We start from the raw sequence: 25,185 nt of genomic DNA, 5'->3' as shown, positions 1-25,185 counted from the left end.
GAGGCGGGCCCCTGCGCCCGCCTCCACGCTTGCCATGACCTCCCCCGCTCAGCTCCCACCCGCCGGCCGTCCCCGCCGCCGCATCCCCCCGACCGCCCGCGTCTGGCTGCTCACCGGAGCGCTGGGCGCGGCGGCCGTCGCGCTGTGGTGGACGGTGCTGCGCGGGGTGCCCGCGCCGGCGACCGAGCTGGAGCTGCCGTGGTGGGTCCTCGTCTTCGCGTTCGCGCTCAGCGAGCGCTGCGTCGTCCACGTCCACGTCCGGCGCAGCGCCGCGACGATGACGCTGGGCGAGATCCCGCTCGCGATCGGGCTGGTGCTCTCGTCCCCCGAGGCGGTCGTGCTCGGATGGCTGCTCGGCGGAGCGCTCGCGCTCGGCCGGCCGTCCGGCATCCCGCTCATCCGGCTCGCCTTCAACTTCGCGCAGTTCGCGCTCGTCGCCGCCATCGCCGCAGCGGTCTTCCGCGCCGTGGCCGGCGACGACCCGACGTCCGATCCCGGCACGTGGGCGGCCGCCGCGCTCGGCGTGCTCGTCAGCGCCGTGGCCGGCGTCCTGCTCGTCGCGGCGGCGATGCGCCTGTCGGGGGAGGAGCTGCCGGTCGCGAAGGTCCGCGAGATGCTCCTCACCGCCGCGCTCGTGTCCGCCACGAACGCGAGCCTCGGCCTGGCCGCCGCCGCGGTGCTCGCCGCGCAGCCCGCCGCCGGCCCGCTGCTGCTCGCGCCCATCGCGACGATCTTCCTCGCCTACCGCGCGTACACGTCCGAGCGGCAGAAGCACACGAGCCTCGAGTTCCTCTACGACGCCAGCCGGACCCTCGCGCGCGCGTCGGACGCCGCCTCCGGCATCGCCGGCATGCTCGCGATGGCGCTGGAGACGTTCCGTGCCGAGCGTGCCGAGGCGTGGATGCTCGGCAGCGGCCCCGACGGGCCCGCGACGCGCGTCGCGGTCGCCGCCGACGGCCACGTGGAGACGGCCGACGTGATCGACCCCGCCGTGCTCGGCACGATCCGCGACCTCATCGCCCGCGACGAGCAGGCCCGCATCGCGTCGGCCGCGTCGTCGGACGGGCCGGTCGCGGCGCTGCTCGCCGAGGCGGGCGTCGGCGAGGCGATGGTGGCGAGCCTCCCGGGCGAGCACGGCAGCCTCGGCGCCGTCCTGATCGGGGACCGGGCCGGCGTCGGCGGCACGTTCGAGGCCGACGAGCTGCGCCTGTTCGAGACGCTCGCGGCGCACGCCGGGGCGGCGCTGAGCCAGGACCGGCTCGGGCGCAAGATCACCCAGCTCAACGACATCCAGCGGCACCTCGAGCACCAGGCGTTCCACGACGCGCTGACCGGGCTCGCCAACCGGCTCCTGTTCCACGACCGCGTGGCGCACGCGCTGTCGCGCCGCACCGGCAACGCCGCGGCGCTCTACATCGACCTCGACGAGTTCAAGCCGATCAACGACACGCTGGGCCACGACGCCGGCGACGCGATCCTGGTGGCGACGGGCGAGCGGCTGCAGCGCAGCCTGCGGCCGTCGGACACCGCGGCGCGGCTGGGCGGCGACGAGTTCGCCGTGCTCCTGGTCGACATCCCGCCGGAGCACATCAGCACCGTCGCGCACCGCATCCTCGACGCGCTGGTCGAGCCCGTCGTGTGGGGCGAGCACGAGATCCAGGTGCACGCGAGCATCGGCGTGGCGCTCGCCGCGAGCGGCGAGATGGACGCCGACGGCCTCCTGCGCGACGCGGACGTCGCGATGTACGCCTGCAAGCACAGCGGCAAGCGCGGCGTGAGCATGCACGAGTCGGTCCTCGCGGCCGGCGGCGCGCCGGCTGCGATCTAGCTGATCGCCGCGACGGCCGCCGGCTCGGCGGCACGCGCCTGCGCGCCCTGCAGCGGCAGGCGGATCTCGAACGTCGTGCCGCGGCCGGCCTGGCTGCGCACCGCGATCGAGCCCGCGTGGCGGTCGTCGATGATCGAACGCGCGATGGCCAGGCCCTGGCCCGTGCCGCGCCCGACGGGCTTCGTCGTGAAGAACGGGTCGAAGATCCGCCGGCGCACGTCCTCGGGCATGCCGCAGCCCGTGTCGGAGATGCGCACGACCGCGGCGTCGTCCTCGACGGCGGTCGCGATGGTCAGCAGGCCGCGCTCGGCGCTGTCGCCGACGCGCTCCTCGATCGCGTGCGTCGCGTTGACGACGAGGTTGATGAACACCTGGCCCAGCTCGCCGGCGTCGCCGGGCACCTCGGGCAGCCCCTCGGCCAGCTCGGTCTCGACGTCGGCGACGTGCCGGTACTGGCCGCGGGTGACCACGAGCGTCCTGCGCAGGACGGCGTTGAGGTCGACGGGCGCGTGCTCGGCGGCCGGCGGGTGCGCCAGCTCGCGGAGGGCGCTCACGATGGTCGCGACGCGCTCGACGCCGTCCTCGGTGCGGGCGAACGCGGCGGGCAGGCGCTCGCGCAGGTACTCGAGATCCGCGATCTCCTCGGCCTCGGCGAGGCGCGCGAGGAGCGCGGGCTCGACGCCGGCGGCGGTCGCGCGCCCCTTGAGCGCGTCGTACTCGTCCACGAGCGCGAGCAGGTCGGTCGTCGCCTCGCGCACGAAGCTCAGGCTGTCGCCGATGAACTGCACGGGCGTGTTGATCTCGTGCGCGACGCCGGCGGCGAGCTGGCCGACCGACTCGAGCTTCTGCGCGAGCCGCAGCTGCTCCTCGAGCCGGTGGCGCTCGCTGACGTCGAGCAGGAAGCCCTGCAGCACGGCGCGGCCGTCCTCACCGGTGGTGACGGTGCCGGCGTGGCGCACGACGACCTCGCGGCCGTCGCCGGCGACCATCCGGTACTCGGCGGCGAAGTCGCTGCCGTCCTCGGCGGCGCGGGCGAGCGCGGCGAGCACGTCGGCGCGGTCGTCGGGGTGGATCGCCTGGCGCAGCCGGTCCGGCCGCTCGCGCCACTGCGCGGGCGTCCAGCCGGTGAGCGCCTCGATCTGCGGGCTGACGAAGAGGGTGGTGGCGTCGGCGTCGAGCGCGACCGTGAGCGTGACCATCGGCAGGCGCTCGACGAGGCGGCGGTACCGCTCCTCGCTCGCGGCCAGCGCGACCTCGGCGCGCTTGCGCTCGGTGATGTCGCGGGCCTGGACGACCAGGCGCGGCGGGCCGCCGCCCGGCGACGGCACGGCGGTCGTCGTCATCTCCGCCCACAGCACGTGGCCGGCGCGATGGACGAACCGCCGCACGGTCTGGGTGCTGTCCGCCTCGCCGGAGAGCTGCTGCAGCACGTGCGCGGCGACCTCGCGGTCCTCGGGGTGGAGCAGCTCGCGGTAGTCGCGGCCGATCAGGTCGTCGCGGTCGCGGCCGAGCGCGCGGCTCAGCGCCCGGTTGACGTGCAGGTAGTGGCCCTCGACGGAGAGGATCGCCTGGGGCATCTCGGCGTCGTCGAACGCGGTCCGGAGCTGGAGGAGCGCGTCGCGCTCGTCGGTCTGGCGGTCGTGCTCGGCGCGCAGGCGGCGCTCGTCCTCGACGGCGCCCAGGGCGCGCAGGACGAGCGCCAGCGTCTGGGCCATGCCGCGCAGCAGCGCGAGCTCGTCGGGCGCCAGCCGCGCGCCGTCGCGCAGCAGCACGAGGCGGCCCTCGGGGCCGGCCTCCGCGGCCGCGGCCACGCAGCGCCCGAGCCCGGGGACGTCGAGCGCCACGGTGCCCCGCTCGGGCGTGAGGCCGGCGACGACGCCGGGCACGCGGCCCGTCGGGAACCCGGTGGCCCCGGCCGGCCGGCCGCCGTCGAGCAGCGCGGCGGCGCACCCCGCGAAGGCGTCGACGGCGCGCTCCAGCCCGGCGCGCACGGCGTCAGCGGGGCCGGGCGCGTCGGCGACGGCGGTCTGGAAGGCGATCAGCTCGGCGATCGACCAGGAGGTGAGGCTCTGCGGGGGCACGCCCGGTTGGGATCGGCGCGACGGCCCGCGACGCTGAGGGCCCTGGCCATTTGACGGGTGGCCGCTCAGCGCGGCGGTGGGAGCGGTCGATCAACCACGTCGATGGCAGTCACCGCGCCCGCATCCGCCGTGGAGCACGAGCTCCCGCTGGTCACCTACGTCTGCGACCCAGGCGACGGGCGGACCCTGCGCGACATCAGCCCGCGCATCGCGGACTGGACCGGCCATCCCGTCGCCCGCTGGCTCGAGGACCCGGGCCTGTGGATGGCGTGCGTGCACCCCGACGACCGCCACCGCGTGGCGGCCGCCGCCGGCACCCGGCTGCGGTCGGGCGAGCCGCTGGACGTCGGGTACCGCCTGCTGGGGCCGGACGGCGCGGTCCGCCACGTGTGGGAGCAGGAGCGCGTCGTGCGCGATGCCGACGGCGTCCCCGTCGCGATCGAGGGCCTGCTCCTCGACGTCACCGCGCTGCGCGCCGCCGACGCCGCCGGGTCCGCCGCCCACGCCGGGCTGCGCGACGCGCTGGCCCGCGCTCCGATGCTCCTGATGGCGCTCGACGCCGACGGCATCTTCACGCTCTTCGAAGGGCGCGTGCTCGCGCGGCTGGGGCTCCGGCCCGGCGCGCTGGTCGGGCGCTCGGTCTTCGCCGCCTACGAGGACGTCCCGGTGCTGCGCGACGGCTGCCGCCGCGCCCTGGCCGGCGAGCGGATGGCCGACCGGCTGGCGCTCGGCGACCTCGCGCTCGACCTGACGCTGGAGCCGGTCGTCGCACCCGACGGCGCCGTCACCGGTGTGGTCGGGCTGGCGACCGAGCGCGCCGCCGGCAGCGCGTCCGGCCCCGACCGCGCGGCGGCGCTCGCGTTCGCCGACGCGCTCACCGGCCTGCCGAACCGCCTCGCGCTGGCCGACCGCCTCGCCGCGCGCCTGGCCGCCGAGCAGACCCGCCTCGCGGTGCTCTGCCTCGGCATCGACGACCTCGACGCCGTCAACGCCGCGTTCGGCCGCGCCGCGGGGGACGAGCTCGTCCGCCAGGTGGCGGCGCGCCTGCGCACGGCGTCCGACGGCCGCTTCACCGCGCGCGTGACGGGCGGCGAGTTCATCGTCGTGCTCGAGGCATCGGACGGCGACCTCGAGCGCCGGGCGCAGACGCTCGCCGACCAGGCCATCGCGCTGATGCGGGCGCCGTTCACGATCGAGGGCGCTGACATCCGCGCGACCGCGACGCTGGGCTACGTGATCGCCCCCGCCGGGGCCGCCGACCCGGCCGCGCTGATCGAGCGCGCGGGCAAGGCGCTCCACGACGCCCGCCAGACCGCGCCGGGGCAGGCGGTGCGCCGCGAGCCGCGCGACGACCGCGCCGGGGACCGCCTCGCGCTCGTCGGGCGCCTGCGGCAGGCGCTCGAACGCGACGAGTTCCTCCTCCACTTCCAGCCCGTGTGGGACCTGGCCTCCGGCCGCGTCGTCTCGGCCGAGGCGCTCATCCGCTGGCTCGACCCCGAGCGCGGCATCGTGCCGCCCGGCGAGTTCATCGCGCTGATGGAGCAGGCCGGCCTGATCGAGTCCGTCGGGCACTGGACCACGGCCGCCGCGTGCCGTCAGGCCGCCGCCTGGCGCGCCGAGGGCATCGAGATCCCGATCGACCTCAACGTCTCGATCCACCAGCTCCGCGCGACCGACTTCGCCGACCGGCTGCTCGCCGAGCTCGACGCGCACCGGCTGCCGCCCTGCGCCGTGACCGTCGAGCTGAACGAGAGCGCGGCGATGATCGAGCTCGAGCGCGCCGTCGCGCTCGGGGAGCGGCTCGAAGGCGCCGGCGTCCGGCTGGCGCTCGACGACTTCGGGGCGGAGCTGAGCTCGCTCGCCGCGCTGCGGCGGATGCCCGTGCAGGCGCTCAAGCTCGACCGGACGTTCCTCGACGCGGTGCCCGAGGACGCGCGCGCCGTCCGCTGCGTCGCCGGCGTCCTCGCGCTCGGCCGCGAGCTGGGCGTCGACGTGATCGCCAAGGGCGTCGAGTCCGCGGCGCAGGCCGACTTCCTGCGCGGCGCCGGGTGCCGGTTCGCCCAGGGCTACGGGCTCGGCCGGCCGATGGCGGCCGCGGAGCTGAGCGACGTGCTGCGGCGCCTCCCGGCGAGCGGGACGTCATGAGCGCCCGCCCGGGCCCCGGCATCTTCGCGTGGTTCGGCGCGGCGGCGCTCGTCTGCTTCGTCGGCCTCGGCCTGGCGCTGCACCACGTCGTCGCCGGCGTGCTCGAGGACAGCGCGATCGCGCACGACGGCGAGGCGGTCACGCGCCTCGCGACGCTGCTCGCGGACGAGGCGCCCGCGGCCGCTCCGCTGGGCGCGCGCGGCGCGGCGACGGTCACCGCGTTCCGGCGGCTCGACCACCACGCCGAGCACCTGACGGTGCGGGTGTGGGACCGGCGTGGGCGCCTCGTGCTCGGCCCGGCGGCGGACGTCGACCGGTCCGCCGAGACGGAGGAGGCGCGCCGCGGCGCGCTCGCGGGCCGGAGCGCGGGGCACCGCCACGAGCGCCCGGGCCACCGGCCGGTCGTCCACTACCTCGTCCCGATCGCCCGACACGGCGAGGCGCCGGTGGGCGTCCTCGAGGTGACGGAGCTCGCGCGGGAGCTCGACGCGCAGATCGCCGCGTCCAACCGCCGCATCACCTGGATCGTCGCCGGCGGTCTCGGCGCGCTGTTCCTCGCGCTCCTGCCCCTGCTCGTCGTGGTCGTCCGCCGCCTGCGCGCGCACGCCGACGTGCTGGCCGAGCAGGCGCTGACCGACGAGCTGACCGGGCTGCCGAACCGCCGGGCGCTGCACGCGCGGCTCGCCGCGCACGAGGGCCCCGCCTCGCTCGTCGTGGTCGATCTCGACGACTTCCAGTCGATCAACGCCGTCGCCGGATCCGTCCGGGGCGACGAGCTGCTCGTGTCCGCCGCGCAGCGGCTCGTCACGGCGGCCGGCGACGCCTACGTGGCCCGGCTCGGCGGCGACGAGCTCGCGGTGCTCGTGCCCGGGCCGGACCGCGAGCACGGCGCGGCGGTGGCCGAGCGCGCGTGCGCCGCGCTGGCCGCGCCGAGCGGCGATCCGATCAGCGCGACCGCGGGCGTGGCGTTCGACGCGAGCGGCGGGAGCGAGCTGCTGGCGCGGGCCGGCGCCGCGCTCGTCGCGGCCAAGAGCGAGGGCGTGCGCGTGCGCTCGTACGCGCCCGGCCACGAGCTCGCGCTGCAGACCGTGCAGCTCCAGCAGGGCGAGATCCGCCGGCTGCTGGCGGACCCGGAGGCGGTCGACATCGCGTTCCAGCCGGTGATCTCGCTCGCGACCGGCGACGTGCTCTTCCACGAGGCCCTCGCGCGCTTCAGCTCCGAGCCGCGCCGCACCCCCGACGTGTGGTTCGCGCAGGCGCACCGCGTGGGGCTCGGCGTCGACCTCGAGGTGCTGGCCGCACGGACCGCGCTCGCGGCCCGCGACGCGCGCGACATCGGGCCGATCTCGATCAACGCGAGCCCGTCCGCGATCGCCTCGCCGCGGCTGCTGGACGCGCTGCCCGAGGACCTGGGCGACGTCACGATCGAGCTCACCGAGCACGAGCTCGCCGACGTCGAGGCGCTCACGCGGCCGATCGAGGAGCTGCGGCGCCGCGGGGCGCGCATCGCCATCGACGACGCCGGCGCGGGCTACGCCGGGCTCGGGCAGGTCATGCGCGTCTCGCCGGACATCATCAAGCTCGACCGGCACCTCGTGACCGCGCTCGACACGACCCCCGCGAAGGCGGCGCTGATCGAGGCGCTCGTCCGCTTCGCGCGGCGCAGCGACACGATGATCTGCGCGGAGGGCATCGAGACGATGGAGGAGCTGCGGGCGCTCGCCGACCTCGACGTCGAGCTCGGCCAGGGCTACGGGATCGCCCGCCCGGCGCCACGGCCGACGGTCGCGCCCGAGGCGGTGCAGACCTGCCGGGACGCGCTCGCCGACGCGCTGCGCGCCACGCCGACGTCGGCGTGGGGGACGCACGAGCTCGAGCGGCTGGAGCGCGTCGCCGCGGCGCTCACCGAGGCGCGCGGCCTGGACGACATCCCCGTCGCGGCCGCCGGCCTGGCGGACGCGCTGCACGCCGACGCGATCGCGCTGTCGGTCTACGACCGGGCCGACGACGCGGTCGTCGAGCTGCCCGTGCAGCGGGCCGGCGGGAGCGCGCCGCGGTACCGCCTGGACGACTTCCCGGCCACGCGCCACGCGCTCCTGTCCGGCGAGTCGCTGCAGGTCCTGGCCAGCGACCCGACTGCGGACCCGGGCGAGCTCGCCGCGCTCGACGCGCTCGGGTGGCAGTCGGTGCTGCTCGTGCCGATCGCGTCGCGCGGCCGCCCGCTCGGGATCCTGGAGGCGTACGTCTCGGCCGACCGGCCGTGGACGCGGACCGAGATCCAGAGGGCGCGGCTCGCCTGCCACCAGCTCGGTGCCGCCATCGAGGCCGTCCGCGGGGCGGGCTCGGACGTGCGCGACATCGCGTAGGCCGGAGCCGTCCCGCGCGCCCCCGCCACCGCCTATGGTGGGAGCGATGCCGACCTGGCCCGTCGCAGCCGGTTCCATGGTCGTCGGCTTCGCGGTCGCCGACCTCACCGGCGTGCGCCCGCTCGGCGGCCTCGTCCTCCTGGCCGGCGGCCTGTGGTGCTTCCTGCGCTGGCGCGAGCAGACGTCGCTCGGCCGCGCCGTCGCGCTCGTCGGCTTCGCGGCGGCGTGCTTCGTCGTGTCGCACCTGCTCGCCGACGCGCTGACCACGTGGGGCGCGGTCGCGTTCGTCGCGTTGCTCGTCGGCGCCGCCGCGTGGTCGTTCGGCGACGCGGGCACGTCGCGCTCGCCCCGCCGCCGCGCGGACCCCTAGGGCCCGGGCGCGCCGCCGAGCTGGTCGACCCACTCGGCCCAGAAGCGCTGCCGGTCGCTCAGGAGCTCCGCGAACCGGATCGGGTCGCCGTGCTCGACGCAGAGGTCGCAGATCGGCTGGGGCGGGAGCCCGTACGCCATGCTCCGCTCGGTGTACACCGTCGGGATCGGCGGGTCGTGGGTCTCCCAGTCCGCGCCGCACAGGGCGCAGACCTCGGACGCGAAGAACGTCGTGTGGAGCCGGTTCGGCGGCAACGCGCTCATACGACGAATGGTGCCTGCCGCACCGGCGGCGCGCGTCACGAGGCGGCGAAGGAATCGAACCTTCCAAGCCTGGGGTTGCCAGGCCCTGCCGGCTTTGAAGGCCGGATCGGACACCAGTCCGGTGCCGCCCCGCCGGGCAGCGTAGGTCAGCGGGCGGCGTCAGCCCTCGCCGCGGATGAAGCGCCCCGCGCGGAGCGCCGGCGCGCGGTGGACGGCACGGACCTCGACGCGGCCGCCGACGAGCTCGGCGTCGTGCTCGGCCTGCTCCCGGTCGTCGTAGAGCGCGCACTGCGCCTCGCCGTCGTCGGTCCACAGCAGCACGTAGAGATCCCGGTCCATGAGTGCGGACCGGTCTACCCGCACGCGCGCCGCCGGAAACCGCCGTCAGGGCAGGCCGTGCTCCAGCGCGCCCTTCACGGCCGCGTCGAGCGCGTTGAGCCGGTAGAGCGCGAGCGCCTCGGGCGACGCGAACCGGCGGCCGGGCGCGCGGTCGGGCCCGTGGTGGGTGAGCACGCAGTGCGACAGCGCGAGGAAGCGCTCGCGGTCCAGCACGCCGGACGAGCGCACGCGCAGCAGCTCCAGCCCGAGCTCGACGTGGCCGAGCATGCGCCCCTCGTCGCTCACCGCGATCTCGGCGCCGTACGTGAACTCGCGCATCTTGCCCAGGTCGTGGACGATCGCCGCGGTGAGCAGCAGGTCGGAGTTGAGCCGCACGTGCAGCTGGCACGTCTCCAGCGCGAGCTGCGCCACCGCGACCGTGTGCTCCAGCAGGCCGCCCAGGTAGGCGTGGTGGCCGTCGCGCGTGCACGGCGCCCGGCGCCACTCCTCGCGCAGCGCGTCGTCGGCGAGCAGCGCGCCGAGCAGCTGCGCGAACGGCTTGTCGTGCACCTCCCGCGCGAGGTGCTCGAGGAACCCGTCCAGCTCGTCCACGTCGCGGTAGGCGACCGGCAGGAAGTCGGCGGGGTCGGCGCTGCCCTCCGGGACCGTGGCGATCGCCTGCACGTCCATCGTCAGCTCGTCGCGGAACGTGTCGACGCGGCCGCGCACGCGCACGATGTCGCCGCGCTCGAAGCGCCCGGCCCACACGTCGGCGTCGCGGAACACGCGGCCGGGCAGCGTCCCGGTGCGGTCGCGCAGCTCGACCGCGAGGTACGGCGCGCCCGTGCGCGCGGTGAGGCGCTCCTTGCGGGTGCAGGCGTAGACGCCGGTCACCTCCTGGCCGGCGCGCAGGTTCGAGATCGTGTCTGGCACGCGGGGACCATCTTCTACTCTGACCCGGATGCCGCCGCTCGAATGGGAGCACCGGCCGGACGGCCTTCGGGCCCCGGCTCTGGTGTGCGCCTTCAAGGGCTGGAACGACGCCGGTGACGCTGCCTCCGCCGCCGTGTCCTTCGTCGGCTCGTCGCTGGGCGCGACGCGCTTCGCGAAGATCGACCCCGAGGAGTTCTTCGACTTCCAGGCGACCCGCCCGAAGGTCAAGCTCGTCGACGGCACGACCCGCGAGATCGAGTGGCCGTCGGTGGAGATCTTCGCCGCCCGCGTCCCGCGCGCCCCGCGCGATCTCGTGCTCGTCACGGGCGCCGAGCCGTCGATGCGGTGGCGCTCGTTCTGCAAGATCATCATCGACCTCGCCGAGGCGCTGGGCACGCAGATGGTCGTCACGCTCGGCGCGCTCCTGGCGGACGTCCCGCACTCGCGCCCGGTGGCCATGACCGGCCTGGCGACGGACCCGACGCTGACGAGCCGCATCAACCACCTCAACCCGGCGACCTACGAGGGCCCGACCGGGATCGTCGGCGTGCTGCACGACGCGTGCCTCGCGGCGGGCCTGCCGTCGGTCAGCCTGTGGGCGAGCGTCCCGCACTACGTCGCCGCCGCGCCGAACCCGAAGGCCGCGCTCGCGCTCGTGCGCAACCTCGAGCAGCTCGTCGGGGTGAGCGTCGACGCGGAGGAGCTCGAGACGGCCGCGGGCGACTACGAGCGCCAGGTCAACCTCGCGGTGCAGTCCGATCCGGACGTGCAGGCGTTCGTCGAGCGCCTGGAGCAGGCGGTCGAGGAGGAGGAGGCCGATGCGCCGGACGAGGACGTCCCGAGCGGCGACCTGCTCGCGCGCGAGTTCCAGCGCTTCCTCCGCCAGCGCGGCAACGAGCCGCCGCGCTCGGCCTGAGCGCGGCCTAGGTCGGAAAGGGGACACCGCGGTCCCCCGACCGCACGTCCAAGCGGCTGCGCGCCCCCATCAAGACCGGCCCCGGGACGACCGATCAGCCGGACGTGCGGAGGCTCACCCGTCAGGCGCCCGTTCCCGCGTTCGCGCGCGCGATCCCGCGTGGCCGGACGCTGACGCCCGCGCGGTTCGAGCGCCGCCACCGGGCGCTCACGGCGCTCGTCGTGCTGCACGCGCTCGTCCTGCCGGTCATCGCCGTCGTCTCGGCCGGCGCGCCGGCCGGTCACGCCGCGCTGGAGGGCCTCGGCCTCCTGCTGGTCGCGGCCTGCGCGACGGAACGGACCGGCCTGCCGCAGCGCGCCCGCGCCGCCCTGCTGACGGTCGCGCTCATGTCGTGCTCGGCGCTCACCGTCCACGGCAGCGGCGGGCTGACCGAGGCGCACTTCCACTTCTTCATCGTGATCGCGCTGCTGAGCCTCTACGAGGACTGGCTCCCGTTCGGCATCGGGCTCGGCTACGTGCTGCTCCACCACGGCGTCGCCGGCACGCTCGACGTCGACTCCGTCTTCGCCGACCACGCGGGCGACGACGCCTGGACGTGGGCCGCGATCCACTCCGCCTACATCGCCGCGGCGGGCGTCGCGGGCGTCCTGACGTGGCAGCTCAACAGCGACGTGCGCGACGCCGAGCAGCGCGGCGAGGAGCGGTACGCCAACCTCGTCGAGTCGGTCAGCCAGGTGATCTTCCAGGCTGACGAGCGGGGGCGTTGGAGCTTCGTCAACCGAGCGTGGGAGGAGCTGACCGGCACGCCGGCCCGCACCGTGCTCGGCACGCCCGTCGCCGACTGGGTCCACCCCGAGGACCGGGCCGAGGTGCAGCGGCTGCTCGCGCTGACCGACGGCCGCGCCCGCGCCGACGTCCGTCACGTGGACGCCGACGGGGAGACGCGGTGGATCGAGGTGCGGGTGCACGCCGCGCCCGAGGGCGGCGTGTACGGGACGCTCACCGACGTCACCGAGCAGCGCCACGCCGAGCGCGCGCTCTCCCATCAGGCCCTGCACGATCCGCTCACCGGCCTCCCGAACCGCGCGCTCTTCCTGGATCGGCTGCGCTCGGCGCTGTGCCACGCGGCCGACGGCGAGCTGACGGCGGTCCTCTTCCTCGACGTCGACGGCTTCAAGTCGATCAACGACGAGCACGGCCACGCCCAGGGCGACCTGCTGCTGCGCGAGGTCGCGGCGGTGCTCGCCGAGGCGACGCGCGTGCAGGACATCGCCGCGCGCTTCGGCGGCGACGAGTTCGCGGTGCTCTGCCCCGGCCTGGTGGACGAGGGCGAGGCGCAGGACGTCGCGGACCGCCTGCTCGGCCGCTTCCGCGCGGGCGGGCCGACGATCTCGATCGGCGTCGCCACCGGCCGCCGCGGCGCGAGCGCCGAGAGCCTCCTGCGCGACGCCGACGCCGCGATGTACCGCGCCAAGCAGCGCGGCCGCAACCTGTGCGTCGTCTTCGACCACTCGATGCGCACGTCGGCGCTCGACGCGCTGGAGCTGGAGAGCGAGCTGCACACCGCGCTCAACCGCGGGGAGCTGGCGCTCCACTACCAGCCGGTCGTCGGGCTGGAGCCGGGTGGCGCGACGCGTCTGCGCGGCGTCGAGGCGCTGCTGCGCTGGAACCACCCTGAGCGCGGCCCGATCCCGCCCTGCGACTTCATCCCGATCGCCGAGCAGAGCGGCCTGATCGTGCCGATCGGCGAGTGGGTCGTCGAGGCGGCGTGCGCCGAGCTGGCCCGCTGGCGCGACGCGCTCCCGCCCGGCACCGACCTGCCCGGGATGGGCATCAACGTCTCACCGCGCCAGCTGCGCGACGCCGCCTTCGTCGACCACGTCGCGGAGGTGCTCGAGTACCACGGGCTGGACGCCAAGGAGCTGCAGCTCGAGATCACCGAGACCGTGCTCGTCGGCGAGGACCACCGCACCGCCGCGACGCTGGAGCGGCTGCACGCGCTGGGCTGCCGGCTCGTGCTCGACGACTTCGGCACCGGGTTCTCCTCGCTCACCCACCTCAAGCGCTTCCCGCTGCGCGCGGTCAAGATCGACCGCGGGTTCGTCGCCGGCCTGCCGGACGGCGTGAGCGACGAGGCGATCGTCCGCGCGGTGATCGGCATGGCGTGCGGCCTGGGGCTCATCGTCGTGGCCGAGGGCGTGGAGGAGCAGGCGCAACTCGACCTGCTCTTCGAGCTCGGCTGCACGCACGCGCAGGGCTACCACCTCGGCCGCCCGATGCCGGCCGAGCAGATGCGCGCGCACGTGCTCGCCTGCAAGGCGGCGGAGCCTCAGCGCTCGGCGGCCGGGCAGACGATCCGGTAGTCGCACATCGAGCACGCCGTGAACGACGGCGTCGGCTCGAAGCCCTGCGACAGGATGCCCTCGGCGACGGTGAAGACCGTCTCGCTGATCCAGTCCCGGTCGACCGCGCCGGGCGGCAGCGGGACCTTCTGGTCGTCCAGCACGTAGTGGTACGACTGGCGCGCGGCCTCCAGGTCCCACGCGTCCTGCGCCGCGAGCGCGTAGACCGCGAGCTGCACGTCGTCGCGCAGCTGCGCGGGCGTCTTCGGGCGGCCGGTCTTGTAGTCGATCAGCTCGTAGAGCCCGTCCGGGTGGCGGTCGACCCGGTCGACGCGGCCGCGCAGGACGTGCGGCCCGAGGTTGAACGTGAACTGCCGCTCGAACCAGACCGGCTCGGAGTCCTCGGTGCGCGTGCGCTCGACGTACCGCTCCAGCGCGGTGCGGGCCTTGCCGAGCAGCTGGCGCTCCTGGTCGGAGTCCCCGAACCCACCGCGCCGCCACGCCGCCTCCAGCAGCCCCTGGATCTCGTCGAGCGTGCCGCGCGAGCCCTCGGCGTGGAAGCGCTCGAGCACCTGGTGGACCGCGATGCCGAAGCGCTGGTTGAGGGTCGGCTCTTGGGGAATGCGGAAGACGCGCGCGAACTTGTACTTCAGCGGGCACGTCCGGTACGTGTCGATGTCGGACGCCGAGAGCATCACGCCCTCGCCGCGCTTGGGCAGGAACGGCTCCAGCGACGGCTCGGCGCGGCGGGCGATGGCGGCGGCGCGGGCGCGCTCGTCGCGCTCGGCCTCCAGCAACGCGTCGTCGAGCGGCGACGTCTCCAGGATGTCCGCCTGCTGGGAGGTGACGGCGCTGAGCAGCCGCGCGTTGATGCCCGGCAGCGCGTCGGCGACCGACTGGCCCGCCGGGCGCTCCAGCAGCGCGGCGAGCTTCACCAGCTCCAGGTAGCGGACGACCGTGTGGGAGACGTCGAGGTCGGTGTCGAACCGCAGCTCGCCCAGCCGCGTGCCCACGCGCGGCAGCTCCTCCAGCAGCTCGTCGCGCAGCTCGCGGAACGAGGCGTGGAGCGTCTCGTCGGGGCCGAACAGCTGCTCGGCGCGCTCCGCCCACGCGCCGCCGACCGCGGCGCGCGCCTCCTCGACGAACGGGGAGGGGTGCTGGAGAACGGCCTTGTCGGAGTGCGCCGCGTAGGCGAGCACGAGGCCGCGGCGGGCGCGGGTCATCGCGACGTGCAGCAGGCGCCGCATCTCGGTCGCGTGGGCGCCGCGCGCGTCGGTGTCGCGCGCCGGGCGGTTCGTGAGCAGCGCGTCGGGGAGCGGCTCGAACGCCTGCCGCCGCGCGCCCGGCATCCGCGCGGAGTGCACGCCGACGACGTAGACGTGGTCGAACTCGTGGCCGCCGATCGAGCGCATCGACGCGACGGCGACGCCGGACGGCCGCTCGACGCCGGCCTCCTGCTCGCGCAGCCCGGCCTCGGCGACGGCGGCGATCGCGCGGCCGAACTCGCGCGCGGTGGCCTGGGGCGAGCGGCGCACGTAGTCGGCGGCCAGCTCGCCGAGGCGGGCGAGGTTGCGCAGCCGCTCCACCACGTCCGCGCTCGCGCTGAACAGCTGCTGGCGGCGCAGGCCGAGCGCCTCCACGAGCCGGTGGACGTAGAGGTCCGGACGCGTCGTGTCGAGGTCGGCCGCGAGCTGCCGGTGGAGCCGCAGGAAGGCGAAGATGTGGTCGCGCGCCTCGGGCGGGAGCTGGGGAGACTCGGTCGCCGCGACCAGCGCGCTGATCATGTCGAGCTTGCGCCGGCGCGAGATCTGGATGCACCGCGCGAGGTCGGCGGCGCGCAGCTCGATCGGCGGCCGCGCGAGCGCCCGGACGACCGCGCCCGCGTCGTTCGGGTCGACCAGCAGCCGCAGCCAGGCGAGCACGTCGCGGACCTCGGCGCGCTGGAAGAACGCGGCCGCGCCGATGACGCGGAACGGCACCGCGCGCTCCTCCAGCGCGACCGTGACGGCCTGCCCCTCGGCGCGGACGGAGCGGACGAGCACCGCGATGCGCTCCGGTCGGACGCCCTCGCGGATCAGCCGCTCGACGTCGGCGGCGACCGCCTGCGCCTGGGTGCGGTCGTTCGCGCAGCGCCAGAACTCGACGTCGCCCCCGGGCGCCGCCTCGGGGATCGCCAGGCCGAGCCGCTCCGGGATCGGCTGCACGACGGCGCGGGCGGCGCGCAGGATGGCCTCGCGGGAGCGGAAGGAGCGTTCGAGCGCGATCACCGTCGCCTGCGGGCGCTGGGCGGTGAACTCGCGCAGGTTGCGCGTCGCCTCGCCGGCCCGCCGCGCGACCGCCCCGTCGTCGTCGCCCGCGACGGTCATCCGGCCGTGCGCGCCGCAGGCGCCGAGCACCTGGAGGTGGAGGCGGTCGTGGTCCTGGTACTCGTCGACGAGCACGTGCCGGAAGCGCTCGCAGACGCCCGGGCGGTCGCCGAGGAGCTTGAGCGTGCGCAGGACGAGGTCGCCGTCGTCGAGCGTGCCGTGCTCGGCCAGCAGCCGGTCGTGGTCGGCGTAGAGCTGGGCGAACTCGCGCTCGCGCTCGGCCTCCTCGTCGTCCTCGGGCAGCGCGTGCGCGTAGGCGGCGTACTGCTCGGCGGTGACGCCCTCGAGCTTGCAGCGGTCGATCCGCTCCACCACGCCGCCCAGCAGCGCGGCGGGGTTGCCGAGGAAGTCGTGGCGGCGGAGCGTGAGCTGCTCCATCCGCTCCAGCAGCAGCGCGAGCCGGTCGGCGGGGGTGAGCGGGACGAAGAACGGGTCGACGCCCGCGGCGACCGCGTGCTCGCGCAGGAGCTTGGCGCACAGGTCCGGCACGGTCTGCACGGCCAGCTCGCCGAAAGGCGGCGCGAGCGCGTCCTCGACCTGGCGCCGCAGCACGTCCGCGGCGGCCTGACCCTGCGTCACGAGCAGGAGATCCTCGGCCGCGGCGCCCTGCTCGACCAGCCACACCATGCGCTCGATCAGGACCCGCGTCTTGCCCGTCCCGGCGCCGCCGAGGACGAGCAGCGGGCCGCCCTGGTGGGTGACGGCGCGTCGCTGGGGCGCGGTCAGGAGGTCGAGGCGGTGCGGCACCCGCCTATCGTATGGGCGAGTGGCTCAAGCTCCTGTGGCTCTCTCGGCGGATTGGCTCGGCGCATGCCGCCGGGCGACCGAGGGGTTGCGCGAGGTCCTCGCCGACCGTCCGCGCACGGGCCAGCGGCTCGAGGAGACCGGCGAGCGCGGGGAGGGCGGCGACCAGACGCTCGTCATCGACCAGCTCGCCGAGGACCACGTCTTCGTCGAGCTGCAGCGCCTGCACGACGAGGAGGGCGCGCGGTTCTGCGCGGTGTCCGAGGAGCGCGGGGTCGTGCACTTCGGCTCGGACGACGTGCTGGTGGTGATCGACCCCATCGACGGCTCGACCAACGCCAAGCGCGGCATCCCGCACATCGGCATCTCGATCGCGGTCGCCGACGGGCAGACGATGGCCGACGTGTTCTTCGGCTTCGTGGCGGATCTCGGGACCGGCGACGAGTGGTGCGCGCGGCGCGGCGACGGCGTGTGGCACAACGGCGAGCGTGTGTCGGACGTGCCCGACGAGCGGCGCAACCGGTACGGCAAGCTGGAGCTCGTGGCCATCGAGTCCGCCGATCCGCGCTGGATCGCCGGGGCGATCGACGGCCTGCAGGAGCACGTGCACCGCATCCGCGCGTTCGGCTCGATCGCGATCTCGCTCTGCCAGGTCGCGACCGCGCGGGTGGACGGGATGGTCACGCTGTGGCGCACGCGCGCGGTGGACTGCGCGGCGGCCCAGCTGATCGTGCGCGAGAGCGGCGGCCACGTGGACTTCCCTGGCTTCCCCGACCTGTCGTCGCCGCTGGACACGTCGCCGCACGGGCCGCTGGTGGCGGCGCGGACGCGGCGCGGGGTCGCCGAGCTGTCGAGCCTCCTGGACCGGCCGTGATCGACTGGGGCCTGGCGGAGAAGGTCGGCGGGTTCGTCGGGGGCGAGCCGGAGGGCGGCGTGGCGCTCGCCGGGGACCTGGACGCGTTCACGGTCGACGCCGTCGAGCGCGTGACCGCCTACACGGGGCTGTCGCCCGCGCGCGAGATCCCGGCGCCCGAGGCGATCGGCCGGCGCGCGTGGCTGGCCGCCAACCAGTCGTCGATGAAGTCCGTGCTCGCGCCGGTGGACCAGAAGCTGCGCGAGGGCGGGGCGAAGTCGACGCCGCAGAACCCGTTCGCCGGCACCGTCAAGGCGCTCACCGGCTCGCTGCTGGGCGCGGAGATCGGCGTCGTCACCGGCTACCTGTCGCAGCGCGTGCTGGGACAGTACGAGCTGGTGCTGCTCGACGCGGCGTCGCCCGAGCGGCTGCTGTTCGTCGCGCCGAACCTGCGCGAGGCGGCGGCGCGGCTGGAGGTCGACGAGGCGCAGCTCGTCGCGTGGGTGGCGTTCCACGAGGTCACGCACGCGGTGCAGTTCACGGGCGTGCCGTGGCTGCGCGAGCACCTCGCCGGGCTGCTCTCGCAGCTGCTGGAGAGCGTGGACGTGAAGGTCGACACGTCGTCGCTGCTGAAGCTGCCGTCGCTGGACGACGTGCGCGGCCTGGTCGAGCGCGTGCGCGAGGGCGGCCTGGTGACGCTCGTCGCGGGCGAGGAGCGGCTGGCGCTCATCGAGGAGATCCAGTGCGCGATGGCCGTCGTCGAGGGCCACGCCGAGCACGTGATGGACGCCGTCGGCGCGGACGCGCTGGAGTCGCTCGACGAGCTGCGCGCGGCGCTGGAGCGCCGCCGCGACGAGCGCACGCCGATCGCCCGGGTGCTCGAGCGCCTGCTCGGCCTCGAGCTGAAGATGAAGCAGTACCGCCAGGGCAAGGCGTTCTGCGACGCGGTCGTCGAGCGCGGCGGCGTCGAGGCGCTCAACCGCGTGTGGTCCTCCCCCTCGGCGCTCCCCTCCGCCGCCGAGCTCGAGCTCCCCGAGCTCTGGCTCACGCGCACCGCCCCGGCCTGATCCGCGCGCGGCGACGCGCCCGGTTCCGCATGTGACGAAGGTCACACGATGACCCGTGCAACGAACACGCGTTCGCGGTACTCTGAGTACGGAACTTAGAACTAAGCACCTTAGAGGGGGAGAACATGGCCGAGACCACCGGCACGACCAGCAACAGCGGCACCACCAACAGCGGGAGCACGGGCAGCAGCGCTGCTTCGACGCCCGCGAGCAAGCCCGCCAGCACGCGCGCCCGCAGCACCTCGCGCGCCACCGGCACGGGCGCGACCGCGCGCAAGACGACCGCGACGAAGCGCTCGACGGCCGCGAAGAAGGGCGCCGCGAAGTCCAACGCGCGCACCGCGAAGAAGACGACGACCCGCACGGCGTCGAAGGCCACCGCGCGCACGCAGACGAAGGCCGCCCGCGAGGCCGCCGCCGCCCGCAAGGAGGCGACCACCGTCGTCGACCAGGTCACCGACACCGCCGAGCGCGTCGCGCTGACGTACGTCGGCTTCACGCTGAGCGCCCGCGACAAGATCACCGAGCTCGTCGGGACGTACTCCGACACGACCAAGGTGCAGCGCGAGCTGAAGAAGACGCGCACGCAGGTCGAGCGCCGCCTGAAGGGCTTCGAGCGCCGCGGCACGACCGCCCGCAACCGCGTCGAGCGCGAGCTCAAGAAGCAGCGCACCCGCGCGGAGCGCGAGCTGCGCCAGCGCACCAACCGCGTCGAGCAGGACGTCCAGCGCTTCACGCGCGAGCTGCCGAAGACGAACGTCGCCCAGCAGCTCGAGCTCGGCCGCGCGACGGCCGCCAACGCCGCCGCCGGCGCCGCGGTCAGCGCGTCGAAGGCCGCCAAGCAGGTCACCGGCCGCGTCGCGGCCCTGGTGGCCTAGCCACAGGCTCCTCCCCACGGCGAGCGGGGCGTCCCACACAGGGCGCCCCGCCGTCGTTCTACCCTCGGGAACATGCCGACGCGAGACGAGATCCTCAAGGCGCTCGAGAGCGTCATCGATCCGGAGCTCCGGGCCTCGATCGTCGAGCTGGACATGGTCCGCTCCATCCGAGTCGAGGACGGCGCCGTCGCCGTGACCGTCTCGCTGACGACGCCCGGCTGCCCGATCCGCAACCACTTCCAGACCGGCGTCGCGAACGCGGTCAAGGCGCTCCCCGGCGTCACCTCGGTCAGCGTGGACTTCGACGTCCTCAACGACCAGCAGAAGCAGGCGATCCAGCAGAAGCTCCGCGGCGGCGGCCCGCTGCCTAGCGGCGCGCTCGCCGGGATCCAGAACGTCATCTGCGTCGGCTCGGGCAAGGGCGGCGTCGGCAAGTCCACCCTCACCGTCAACCTCGCGGCCGCGCTGGTCGCCGAGGGCAAGCGCGTCGGCGTGCTCGACGCCGACGTGTGGGGCTACTCGATCCCGCGCATGCTCGGCCTGGGCGGCGAGCGCCCGCCGGTCAACGGCGAGCGCAAGATCGTCCCGCTGGAGGCGAGCGGCATCAAGGTGATGTCGATCGGCTTCTTCGTGCAGGAGGACAGCGCCGTCGTGTGGCGTGGGCCGATGCTGCACAAGGCGCTCACGCAGTTCCTCGAGGACGTCGCCTGGGGCGAGCTGGACTACCTCCTCGTCGACCTGCCCCCGGGCACCGGCGACGTGTCGATGACGCTCGCCCAGCTGCTGCCGAACTCGCAGTTCCTCCTCGTCACGACCCCGCAGGCGACCGCGCAGAAGGTCGCGCGCCGCGCCGCCGAGATGGCCCACAAGGTCAACCTCGAGATCGCCGGCGTCGTCGAGAACATGTCCGGCTTCACCACCCCGGGCGGCGAGCGCTTCGCCATCTTCGGCGAGGGCGGCGGCCAGGAGCTGGCCGACGAGCTCGACGTCCCGCTGCTCGGCAAGGTCCCCTTGACCATGCCGCTGCGCGAGCAGGCCGACGCCGGCGTGCCGCTCGTCACGATCGACCCGGACGACGCCGCCGCGCAGGGCGTCCGCCAGGCCGCGCGCGGGCTCATCGCGCTGGCGCCGCCGCCGGCGCTGCCGATGCTCGGCGTCACGCAGGTCGCGGGCAACCTGCCCACGGAGGAGCGCGCCACGACGGGCGCATCCCTCCCCATGGCCGGCTAGCGCGGCCCTCGCCCTAGAGCGTGAGTGCGAGGTGGCGCGCCTCGCCGTAGAGGCGCGCGAGGTCGGGCAGCTGGTGGTTGGCGTTGAGGCCCGATGGGTTCGGGAGCACCATCAGCGGCCGGCCGCCGAACGGCTCGGGCTGGAGCCCGAGGGCCACCTTCGGGTCGCCCGTCGCGTGTCGCCACGCGGTGACGCCGAGCACCGCGACGAGGCGCGGCGCGCGGGTGGCGACGAGCTGCTCCAGCGCGCGCCGGCCCGCGACGAGCTCCTCCCGTGACAGCTCGGCCGCCGCGCGCGTCGGGCGCGGGGCGATGTTCGTGATGCCGGCCCCGAGACCGGCGAGCAGCCCGTCCTCCTCCGGCGTGAACCGCCGCGGCGTGTAGCCCGCGAGGTGGAGCGCGGGCCAGAACCGGTTCCCCGGCCGGGCGAAGTGGTGTCCGGCCTCCCACGAGCGCAGCGACGGGTTGATCCCCACGAACAGCGTGTGGAAGGGCGCATTCGGCGGTGGGAGGACGTCAGGGAGCATCGTCGGAGACGCCGGTGAGTCCGAGAAACGGGACGCCGATAACCCGCAAGGTAGAGCGTGGGCTGACGGGGTGTCGATCGGACACATGTCCAGGTTGAAGGGTCGGACCTTCAGTCCAATAATGCCCCGCCTCATGGGTCGATGTGGGTCACGGACGTCCGGGTGGATCGCTGCTGTCGTCGCGGTCGTGTGCGCGATCGGAGCTGCGCCCGCCGCAGCCGGGACGCCGGCGAAGGCGGGGCCGCCCAACGCGATCGCGTCGACCGGTGACTCGATCACCCGCGGCTTCAACACCTGCCCGTGGTCCGCGCCCTACGGCGACTGCCCCGAGCGCTCCTGGGCGACCGGCGACGACGGCGGCATCAACAGCCAGTACCTGCGCCTCCGCGCGCTAAACGGCGCGATCGACGGGCGCACCTTCAACAACGGCAAGACCGGCGCGAAGGTCGACCAGCTCGTCACTCAGGCCGCCGCGGCCGGCGCCAGCTCGGTCAAGCCGGAGCTCGTGACCGTGCTGCTCGGCGCCAACGACGCGTGCACGTCGACCGAGGGCGCGATGACGTCGGTCGCCGCCTACCGCCAGCGCCTGGAGGCGGGCCTGCAGCAGATCTCGCTGTCGATGCCCGATGCGCGGATCTACGTCCTCTCGGTGCCGAACCTCTACCAGCTGTGGCAGCTCGGCCGGGGCACCGCGCTCGAGAGCACCATCTGGAACACGGCGAACATCTGCCAGTCGATGCTCGCGAACCCCGGCTCCACCGCGCCGGCCGACGAGCAGCGCCGCCAGCGCGTCCGCCAGCGGGTCGTCGACTACAACGCGCAGATCGTCGACGTGTGCGGCCAGCTGCCGCACTGCCGCCACGACGGCGGGCTCGTCTTCAACACCGCGTTCAACCTCGACCAGGTCTCCAACCTCGACGGCTTCCACCCCAACGAGGAGGGCCAGAAGAAGCTCGCCGAGGTCGCGTGGGCCGGCCAGTTCGACTACGCCGACCGCACCGCACCGAGCGCGCCGCAGCTGGCCGCCGGCCGCGAGCCCGACGGCGACGACGGCTGGTACCGCGGGCCGGTGGCCGTGCAGTCGACGACGACCGCGGGCGACGCGAAGGGCAGCGAGTACGCGCTGCGCAACGGCACGCCGGCGGGCAACCCGGCGAGCTGGTCGCCGTGGCCCGGCACCGCGGTGAACGTCGCGGCCGCCGGCCGCAACGAGCTGCAGGTCCGCACCGTCGACCGCGCCGGCAACATCAGCGCGTCGTCGACGCTCGTGGTCAAGATCGACGAGGTCGCGCCCGAGCTGACGCTCACCGTCCCCGCAGCGGACGGCGCCGACGGCTGGCACCTGACGCGCCCCGTGATCGCCGTCGCGCCCGCCGACCCGGACGGGAGCGGCATCGCCGCGACGGCGTGCACGGCCAACGGGACGGACGTCCCGGTCGTGGCCGGCAAGGTCACGGTTCCGCAGGACGGCACGGTCGACGTCCGCTGCGTCGCGAAGGACAAGGCCGGCAACCAGACCGCGCGGACCGTGCGCGTGAAGGTCGACACCGCCTCACCCGAGGTCACGCTCACCCAGGCACCCGACGGCCGCAACGGCTGGTGGCGCGGCGACGCGACCGTCGCCTACGCGGTCGCCGACGCGAGCCCGGTCGCGGTGGCGTGCACGGTCGGCACCGACCCGGCGCCCGTCCGGCCCGAGGCCGGCAGCGAGGGGCGTCGCGGCGAGCTGACCGTCACGAGCACGAGCCAGGTCCGCTGCGTCGCGACCGACACCGCGGGCCGCACGGGCGCGGGCAGCGCGAGCGTGAAGATCGACCGCTCCGCCCCGAACCTCGCGATCGCCGACGGCGCCGGCGCCGAGGGCGAGAACGGCCTGTACCGCACCTCGCCGATGCCGTTCACGGTCAAGACGTGGGGCGCGACGTCGCTGCGCTGCGCGGTAGGCGACGAGGAGATCGCGGTCGCCCAGCCGCCCAGCACCGCCGCGTTCGAGACGGTCGTCCACGTGCCCGGCCAGGGTGCGCGCGAGCTGCGCTGCACCGACGCCGACGACGCGGGCAACGAGACGACGATCGCGCACACCGCGACGGTCGACTCGATCCCGCCCCAGATCACGATCACGCAGGCGCCCGACGGCGACGGCGGCTGGTGGACCGGCCCGGCGACGGTGGCGGCGCAGGTCGACGACGTCCACCCCGGGACGCTCACGTGCAAGGTCGACGGCACCGCCGCGACGGACCCGAGCGCGATCGCGGTGTCGCATGACGGCACGCACGAGGTCGTCTGCACCGCCAAGGACCGCGCCGGCAACACCGCGACCGAGACCGCGACGGTGCGGATCGACGCCGCCGCGCCGGAGCTGACGCTGACGACGGCGCCCGACGGCGCGAACGGGTTCTTCCGCACCGCGCCCGCGCCGGTGGGCGTCACCGCGAACGGCGCCACCGACGTCGCGTGCACGGTCGACGGGGCGGACGTGGACGACGTCACGGCGCTGACGGTGAGCGGCGACGGCACGCACACGGTCGCCTGCACCGCGCGCGACGCGGCGGGCAACACGACCGCGGAGAGCGCGACCGTCCGCATCGACACGACGGCGCCGCAGGTCGCGATCGACCAGGCGCCGGACGGCCGCGCGGGCTGGTGGCGCGGGCAGGCGACCGCCACCGCGACCGTGACCGACGACCACGCCGACGCGGTGGCCTGCGCGGTCGACGGCGCCGCCCCGGCCCAGCGCGCGGCTGCCGCCCGGGCGCGCGCGGCGGTGGGCGAGCCGGAAGCGGCGCCGAGCGTCACCCGCACGGTCACCGTCACCGGCGACGGCGAGCACACCGTGCGCTGCGAGGGCACCGACCGCGCCGGCAACACCGCCGCCCGGGACGCACTGGTGAGGATCGACGGCACCGCGCCGGCGCTCACGCTCGACTCCACGCCAGACGGCGACGCCGGCTGGTTCCGCACCGGGCCGGCGAAGGTCGACGTCGCGAGCACGGACGCGAGCGCCGAGGTCGCCTGCACGGTCGCGGGCGTCGCCGCGCCGCGTGACGCGGAAGGCCGCGTGACCGTGAGCGAGGAGGGCGTCCGCGAGGTTCGCTGCACGGCCACCGATCCGGCCGGCAACCCGACGCTCCGGACGCACACGGTGAAGCTCGACACGGCCGCGCCGGCCGCGCCGACCGCTGTCGTCGACCGCGCGCCCGAGGCGCTCGGCTGGCACCGCGACCGCACGACCGTCACATGGTCGGCCGCGGGCGACGCGGGCGAGCAGGCCAGCGGCGTCGACCCGTCCGCCGTCCCGGCCCCGCAGACCGTCACGGCCGACGGTGCGACCGAGCTGACCGCCACCGTGCGCGACCGCGCAGGCAACGTCTCGCCGCCCGCGACCTACCGCGTGCGGGTCGACGCGGCCGCGCCGACGGCGGCGCTCGCCTGCCCGGCCGGCGCGCTCGCCAAGGATGCGCTCGCGACGGCCGCCGTCACCGCGGCGGACACCGCCTCGGGCGTGGTCGACGTCCCGGCGGTCGTCGCGCTCGACACCGCGCGCGGCGGCGAGCACGAGGCGCGGCTCGTGGTCCGCGACCGCGTCGGCCACGAGACGATCGCGACCTGCAGGTACCGCGTCGATGCGCCGGCCCCGCCAGAAGGGCAGCCGCCGGTGACCTCGCCCGTCATCACCGTTCCGTCGTCGTCTGCCCCTGGCGCGGGCTCCACCACCCGCCCGACGACCCAGCGGCTCACCCTGACCCTGTCGCCGAAGACCGCGGCGAAGGGCAAGCGCATCCGCGTCACCGTCCGGCTCACGCCGGCGCCGAAGACCCGCCCGCGCGTCGCCATCGAGCGCCGCGTCGGCGGGAAGTGGCGCCGGCTGAAGGTCGTCCGCCTCGACCGCAGCGGTCGCGCCACCACCACCTTGACGAGCCCGGGCGCGGGGAAGCTGCGCGCGCGGCTCCTCACGTAGC

17 protein-coding genes and 1 tRNA gene are annotated in these 25,185 nt (G+C 75.3%); 11 read left to right on the top strand and 7 right to left on the bottom strand.

Going from position 1 to position 25,185, the window contains the following annotated elements:
* Window positions 1-34: 34 nt before the first annotated feature.
* Window positions 35-1,828 carry a diguanylate cyclase domain-containing protein gene (locus tag AC1UE5_RS15345; RefSeq protein WP_482924983.1) on the top strand — a complete coding sequence of 598 codons (1,794 nt, stop codon included), beginning with the start codon at window positions 35-37 and terminating at the stop codon, window positions 1,826-1,828.
* On the opposite strand, the gene AC1UE5_RS15340 is transcribed toward AC1UE5_RS15345, so the two are convergent.
* Window positions 1,825-3,909: a PAS domain S-box protein gene (locus tag AC1UE5_RS15340; RefSeq protein WP_482924981.1), complete on the bottom strand. Its 2,085-nt coding sequence runs from the start codon at window positions 3,907-3,909 to the stop codon at window positions 1,825-1,827. The genes AC1UE5_RS15345 and AC1UE5_RS15340 overlap by 4 nt on opposite strands.
* 102 nt (window positions 3,910-4,011) lie before the next feature.
* Here AC1UE5_RS15340 and AC1UE5_RS15335 point away from each other — a divergent pair, with 102 nt between their 5' ends.
* The 3 genes from AC1UE5_RS15335 to AC1UE5_RS15325 are packed head-to-tail and all read left to right on the top strand — an operon-like array spanning window position 4,012 to window position 8,790.
* Complete coding sequence (locus tag AC1UE5_RS15335) at window positions 4,012-6,054, top strand: putative bifunctional diguanylate cyclase/phosphodiesterase (protein ID WP_482924979.1); 2,043 nt, start codon at window positions 4,012-4,014, stop codon at window positions 6,052-6,054.
* On the top strand, window positions 6,051-8,420 hold the full coding sequence (locus tag AC1UE5_RS15330; RefSeq protein WP_482924977.1) for a sensor domain-containing protein: 2,370 nt from the start codon (window positions 6,051-6,053) through the stop codon (window positions 8,418-8,420). The genes AC1UE5_RS15335 and AC1UE5_RS15330 overlap by 4 nt, the downstream gene beginning before the upstream one ends.
* Before the next feature lie 46 nt (window positions 8,421-8,466).
* Window positions 8,467-8,790 (top strand): hypothetical protein, encoded by a 324-nt coding sequence (locus tag AC1UE5_RS15325; protein WP_482924975.1) that lies wholly within the window; start codon window positions 8,467-8,469, stop codon window positions 8,788-8,790.
* Here AC1UE5_RS15325 and AC1UE5_RS15320 read toward each other — a convergent pair.
* The 4 genes from AC1UE5_RS15320 to AC1UE5_RS15305 all read right to left on the bottom strand — a co-directional run bounded on the left by AC1UE5_RS15320 (window position 8,787) and on the right by AC1UE5_RS15305 (window position 10,304).
* Entirely contained in the window at window positions 8,787-9,053 is a 267-nt protein-coding gene (locus AC1UE5_RS15320) for a hypothetical protein (protein ID WP_482924973.1), read from the bottom strand. The genes AC1UE5_RS15325 and AC1UE5_RS15320 overlap by 4 nt on opposite strands.
* 43 nt (window positions 9,054-9,096) lie before the next feature.
* Window positions 9,097-9,179 (bottom strand) — tRNA-Sec (locus tag AC1UE5_RS15315).
* A 33-nt stretch (window positions 9,180-9,212) separates the two neighbouring features.
* Window positions 9,213-9,392, bottom strand: coding sequence for a hypothetical protein (locus tag AC1UE5_RS15310; RefSeq protein WP_482924971.1), 180 nt, complete (start codon window positions 9,390-9,392; stop codon window positions 9,213-9,215).
* 45 nt (window positions 9,393-9,437) lie between these two features.
* Window positions 9,438-10,304, bottom strand: coding sequence for a 3'-5' exoribonuclease YhaM family protein (locus tag AC1UE5_RS15305; protein WP_482924969.1), 867 nt, complete (start codon window positions 10,302-10,304; stop codon window positions 9,438-9,440).
* Window positions 10,305-10,332: 28 nt separating this feature from the next.
* Here AC1UE5_RS15305 and AC1UE5_RS15300 point away from each other — a divergent pair, with 28 nt between their 5' ends.
* Both AC1UE5_RS15300 and AC1UE5_RS15295 read left to right on the top strand, forming a co-directional pair.
* Window positions 10,333-11,220 carry a PAC2 family protein gene (locus AC1UE5_RS15300; protein WP_482924967.1) on the top strand — a complete coding sequence of 296 codons (888 nt, stop codon included), beginning with the start codon at window positions 10,333-10,335 and terminating at the stop codon, window positions 11,218-11,220.
* A gap of 104 nt (window positions 11,221-11,324) precedes the next feature.
* Entirely contained in the window at window positions 11,325-13,583 is a 2,259-nt protein-coding gene (locus AC1UE5_RS15295; RefSeq protein WP_482924965.1) for a putative bifunctional diguanylate cyclase/phosphodiesterase, read from the top strand.
* On the opposite strand, the gene AC1UE5_RS15290 is transcribed toward AC1UE5_RS15295, so the two are convergent.
* Window positions 13,550-16,675, bottom strand: a complete 3,126-nt coding sequence (locus AC1UE5_RS15290) for an ATP-dependent helicase (RefSeq protein ID WP_482924963.1) — start codon at window positions 16,673-16,675, stop codon at window positions 13,550-13,552. The two genes, AC1UE5_RS15295 and AC1UE5_RS15290, sit on opposite strands and share 34 nt — an antisense overlap.
* 34 nt (window positions 16,676-16,709) lie before the next feature.
* Between AC1UE5_RS15290 and AC1UE5_RS15285 the strand changes: the two genes are divergently transcribed.
* The 4 genes from AC1UE5_RS15285 to AC1UE5_RS15270 all read left to right on the top strand — a co-directional run bounded on the left by AC1UE5_RS15285 (window position 16,710) and on the right by AC1UE5_RS15270 (window position 20,700).
* Window positions 16,710-17,546 (top strand): inositol monophosphatase family protein, encoded by an 837-nt coding sequence (locus AC1UE5_RS15285; protein WP_482924961.1) that lies wholly within the window; start codon window positions 16,710-16,712, stop codon window positions 17,544-17,546.
* Window positions 17,543-18,592, top strand: coding sequence for an Rv3626c family coenzyme F420 biosynthesis-associated protein (locus tag AC1UE5_RS15280; RefSeq protein ID WP_482924959.1), 1,050 nt, complete (start codon window positions 17,543-17,545; stop codon window positions 18,590-18,592). The genes AC1UE5_RS15285 and AC1UE5_RS15280 overlap by 4 nt, the downstream gene beginning before the upstream one ends.
* Before the next feature lie 125 nt (window positions 18,593-18,717).
* Entirely contained in the window at window positions 18,718-19,470 is a 753-nt protein-coding gene (locus AC1UE5_RS15275; protein ID WP_482924957.1) for a hypothetical protein, read from the top strand.
* Window positions 19,471-19,542: 72 nt separating this feature from the next.
* Window positions 19,543-20,700: an Mrp/NBP35 family ATP-binding protein gene (locus tag AC1UE5_RS15270; protein WP_482924955.1), complete on the top strand. Its 1,158-nt coding sequence runs from the start codon at window positions 19,543-19,545 to the stop codon at window positions 20,698-20,700.
* A gap of 13 nt (window positions 20,701-20,713) precedes the next feature.
* Here the strand turns inward: AC1UE5_RS15270 and AC1UE5_RS15265 are convergent, their stop codons facing one another.
* Window positions 20,714-21,226, bottom strand: a complete 513-nt coding sequence (locus AC1UE5_RS15265) for a mismatch-specific DNA-glycosylase (protein WP_482924953.1) — start codon at window positions 21,224-21,226, stop codon at window positions 20,714-20,716.
* Between the two features lie 187 nt (window positions 21,227-21,413).
* On the opposite strand from AC1UE5_RS15265, the gene AC1UE5_RS15260 reads away from it, so the two are divergent.
* Window positions 21,414-25,184 (top strand): SGNH/GDSL hydrolase family protein, encoded by a 3,771-nt coding sequence (locus AC1UE5_RS15260; protein WP_482924951.1) that lies wholly within the window; start codon window positions 21,414-21,416, stop codon window positions 25,182-25,184.
* Window position 25,185: the final 1 nt, after the last annotated feature.

Source organism: Parviterribacter multiflagellatus (assembly GCF_056863265.1).
The sequence above is the reverse complement of the archived record's forward strand: the minus strand, read 5'-3'. Positions and strand labels throughout refer to the sequence as shown.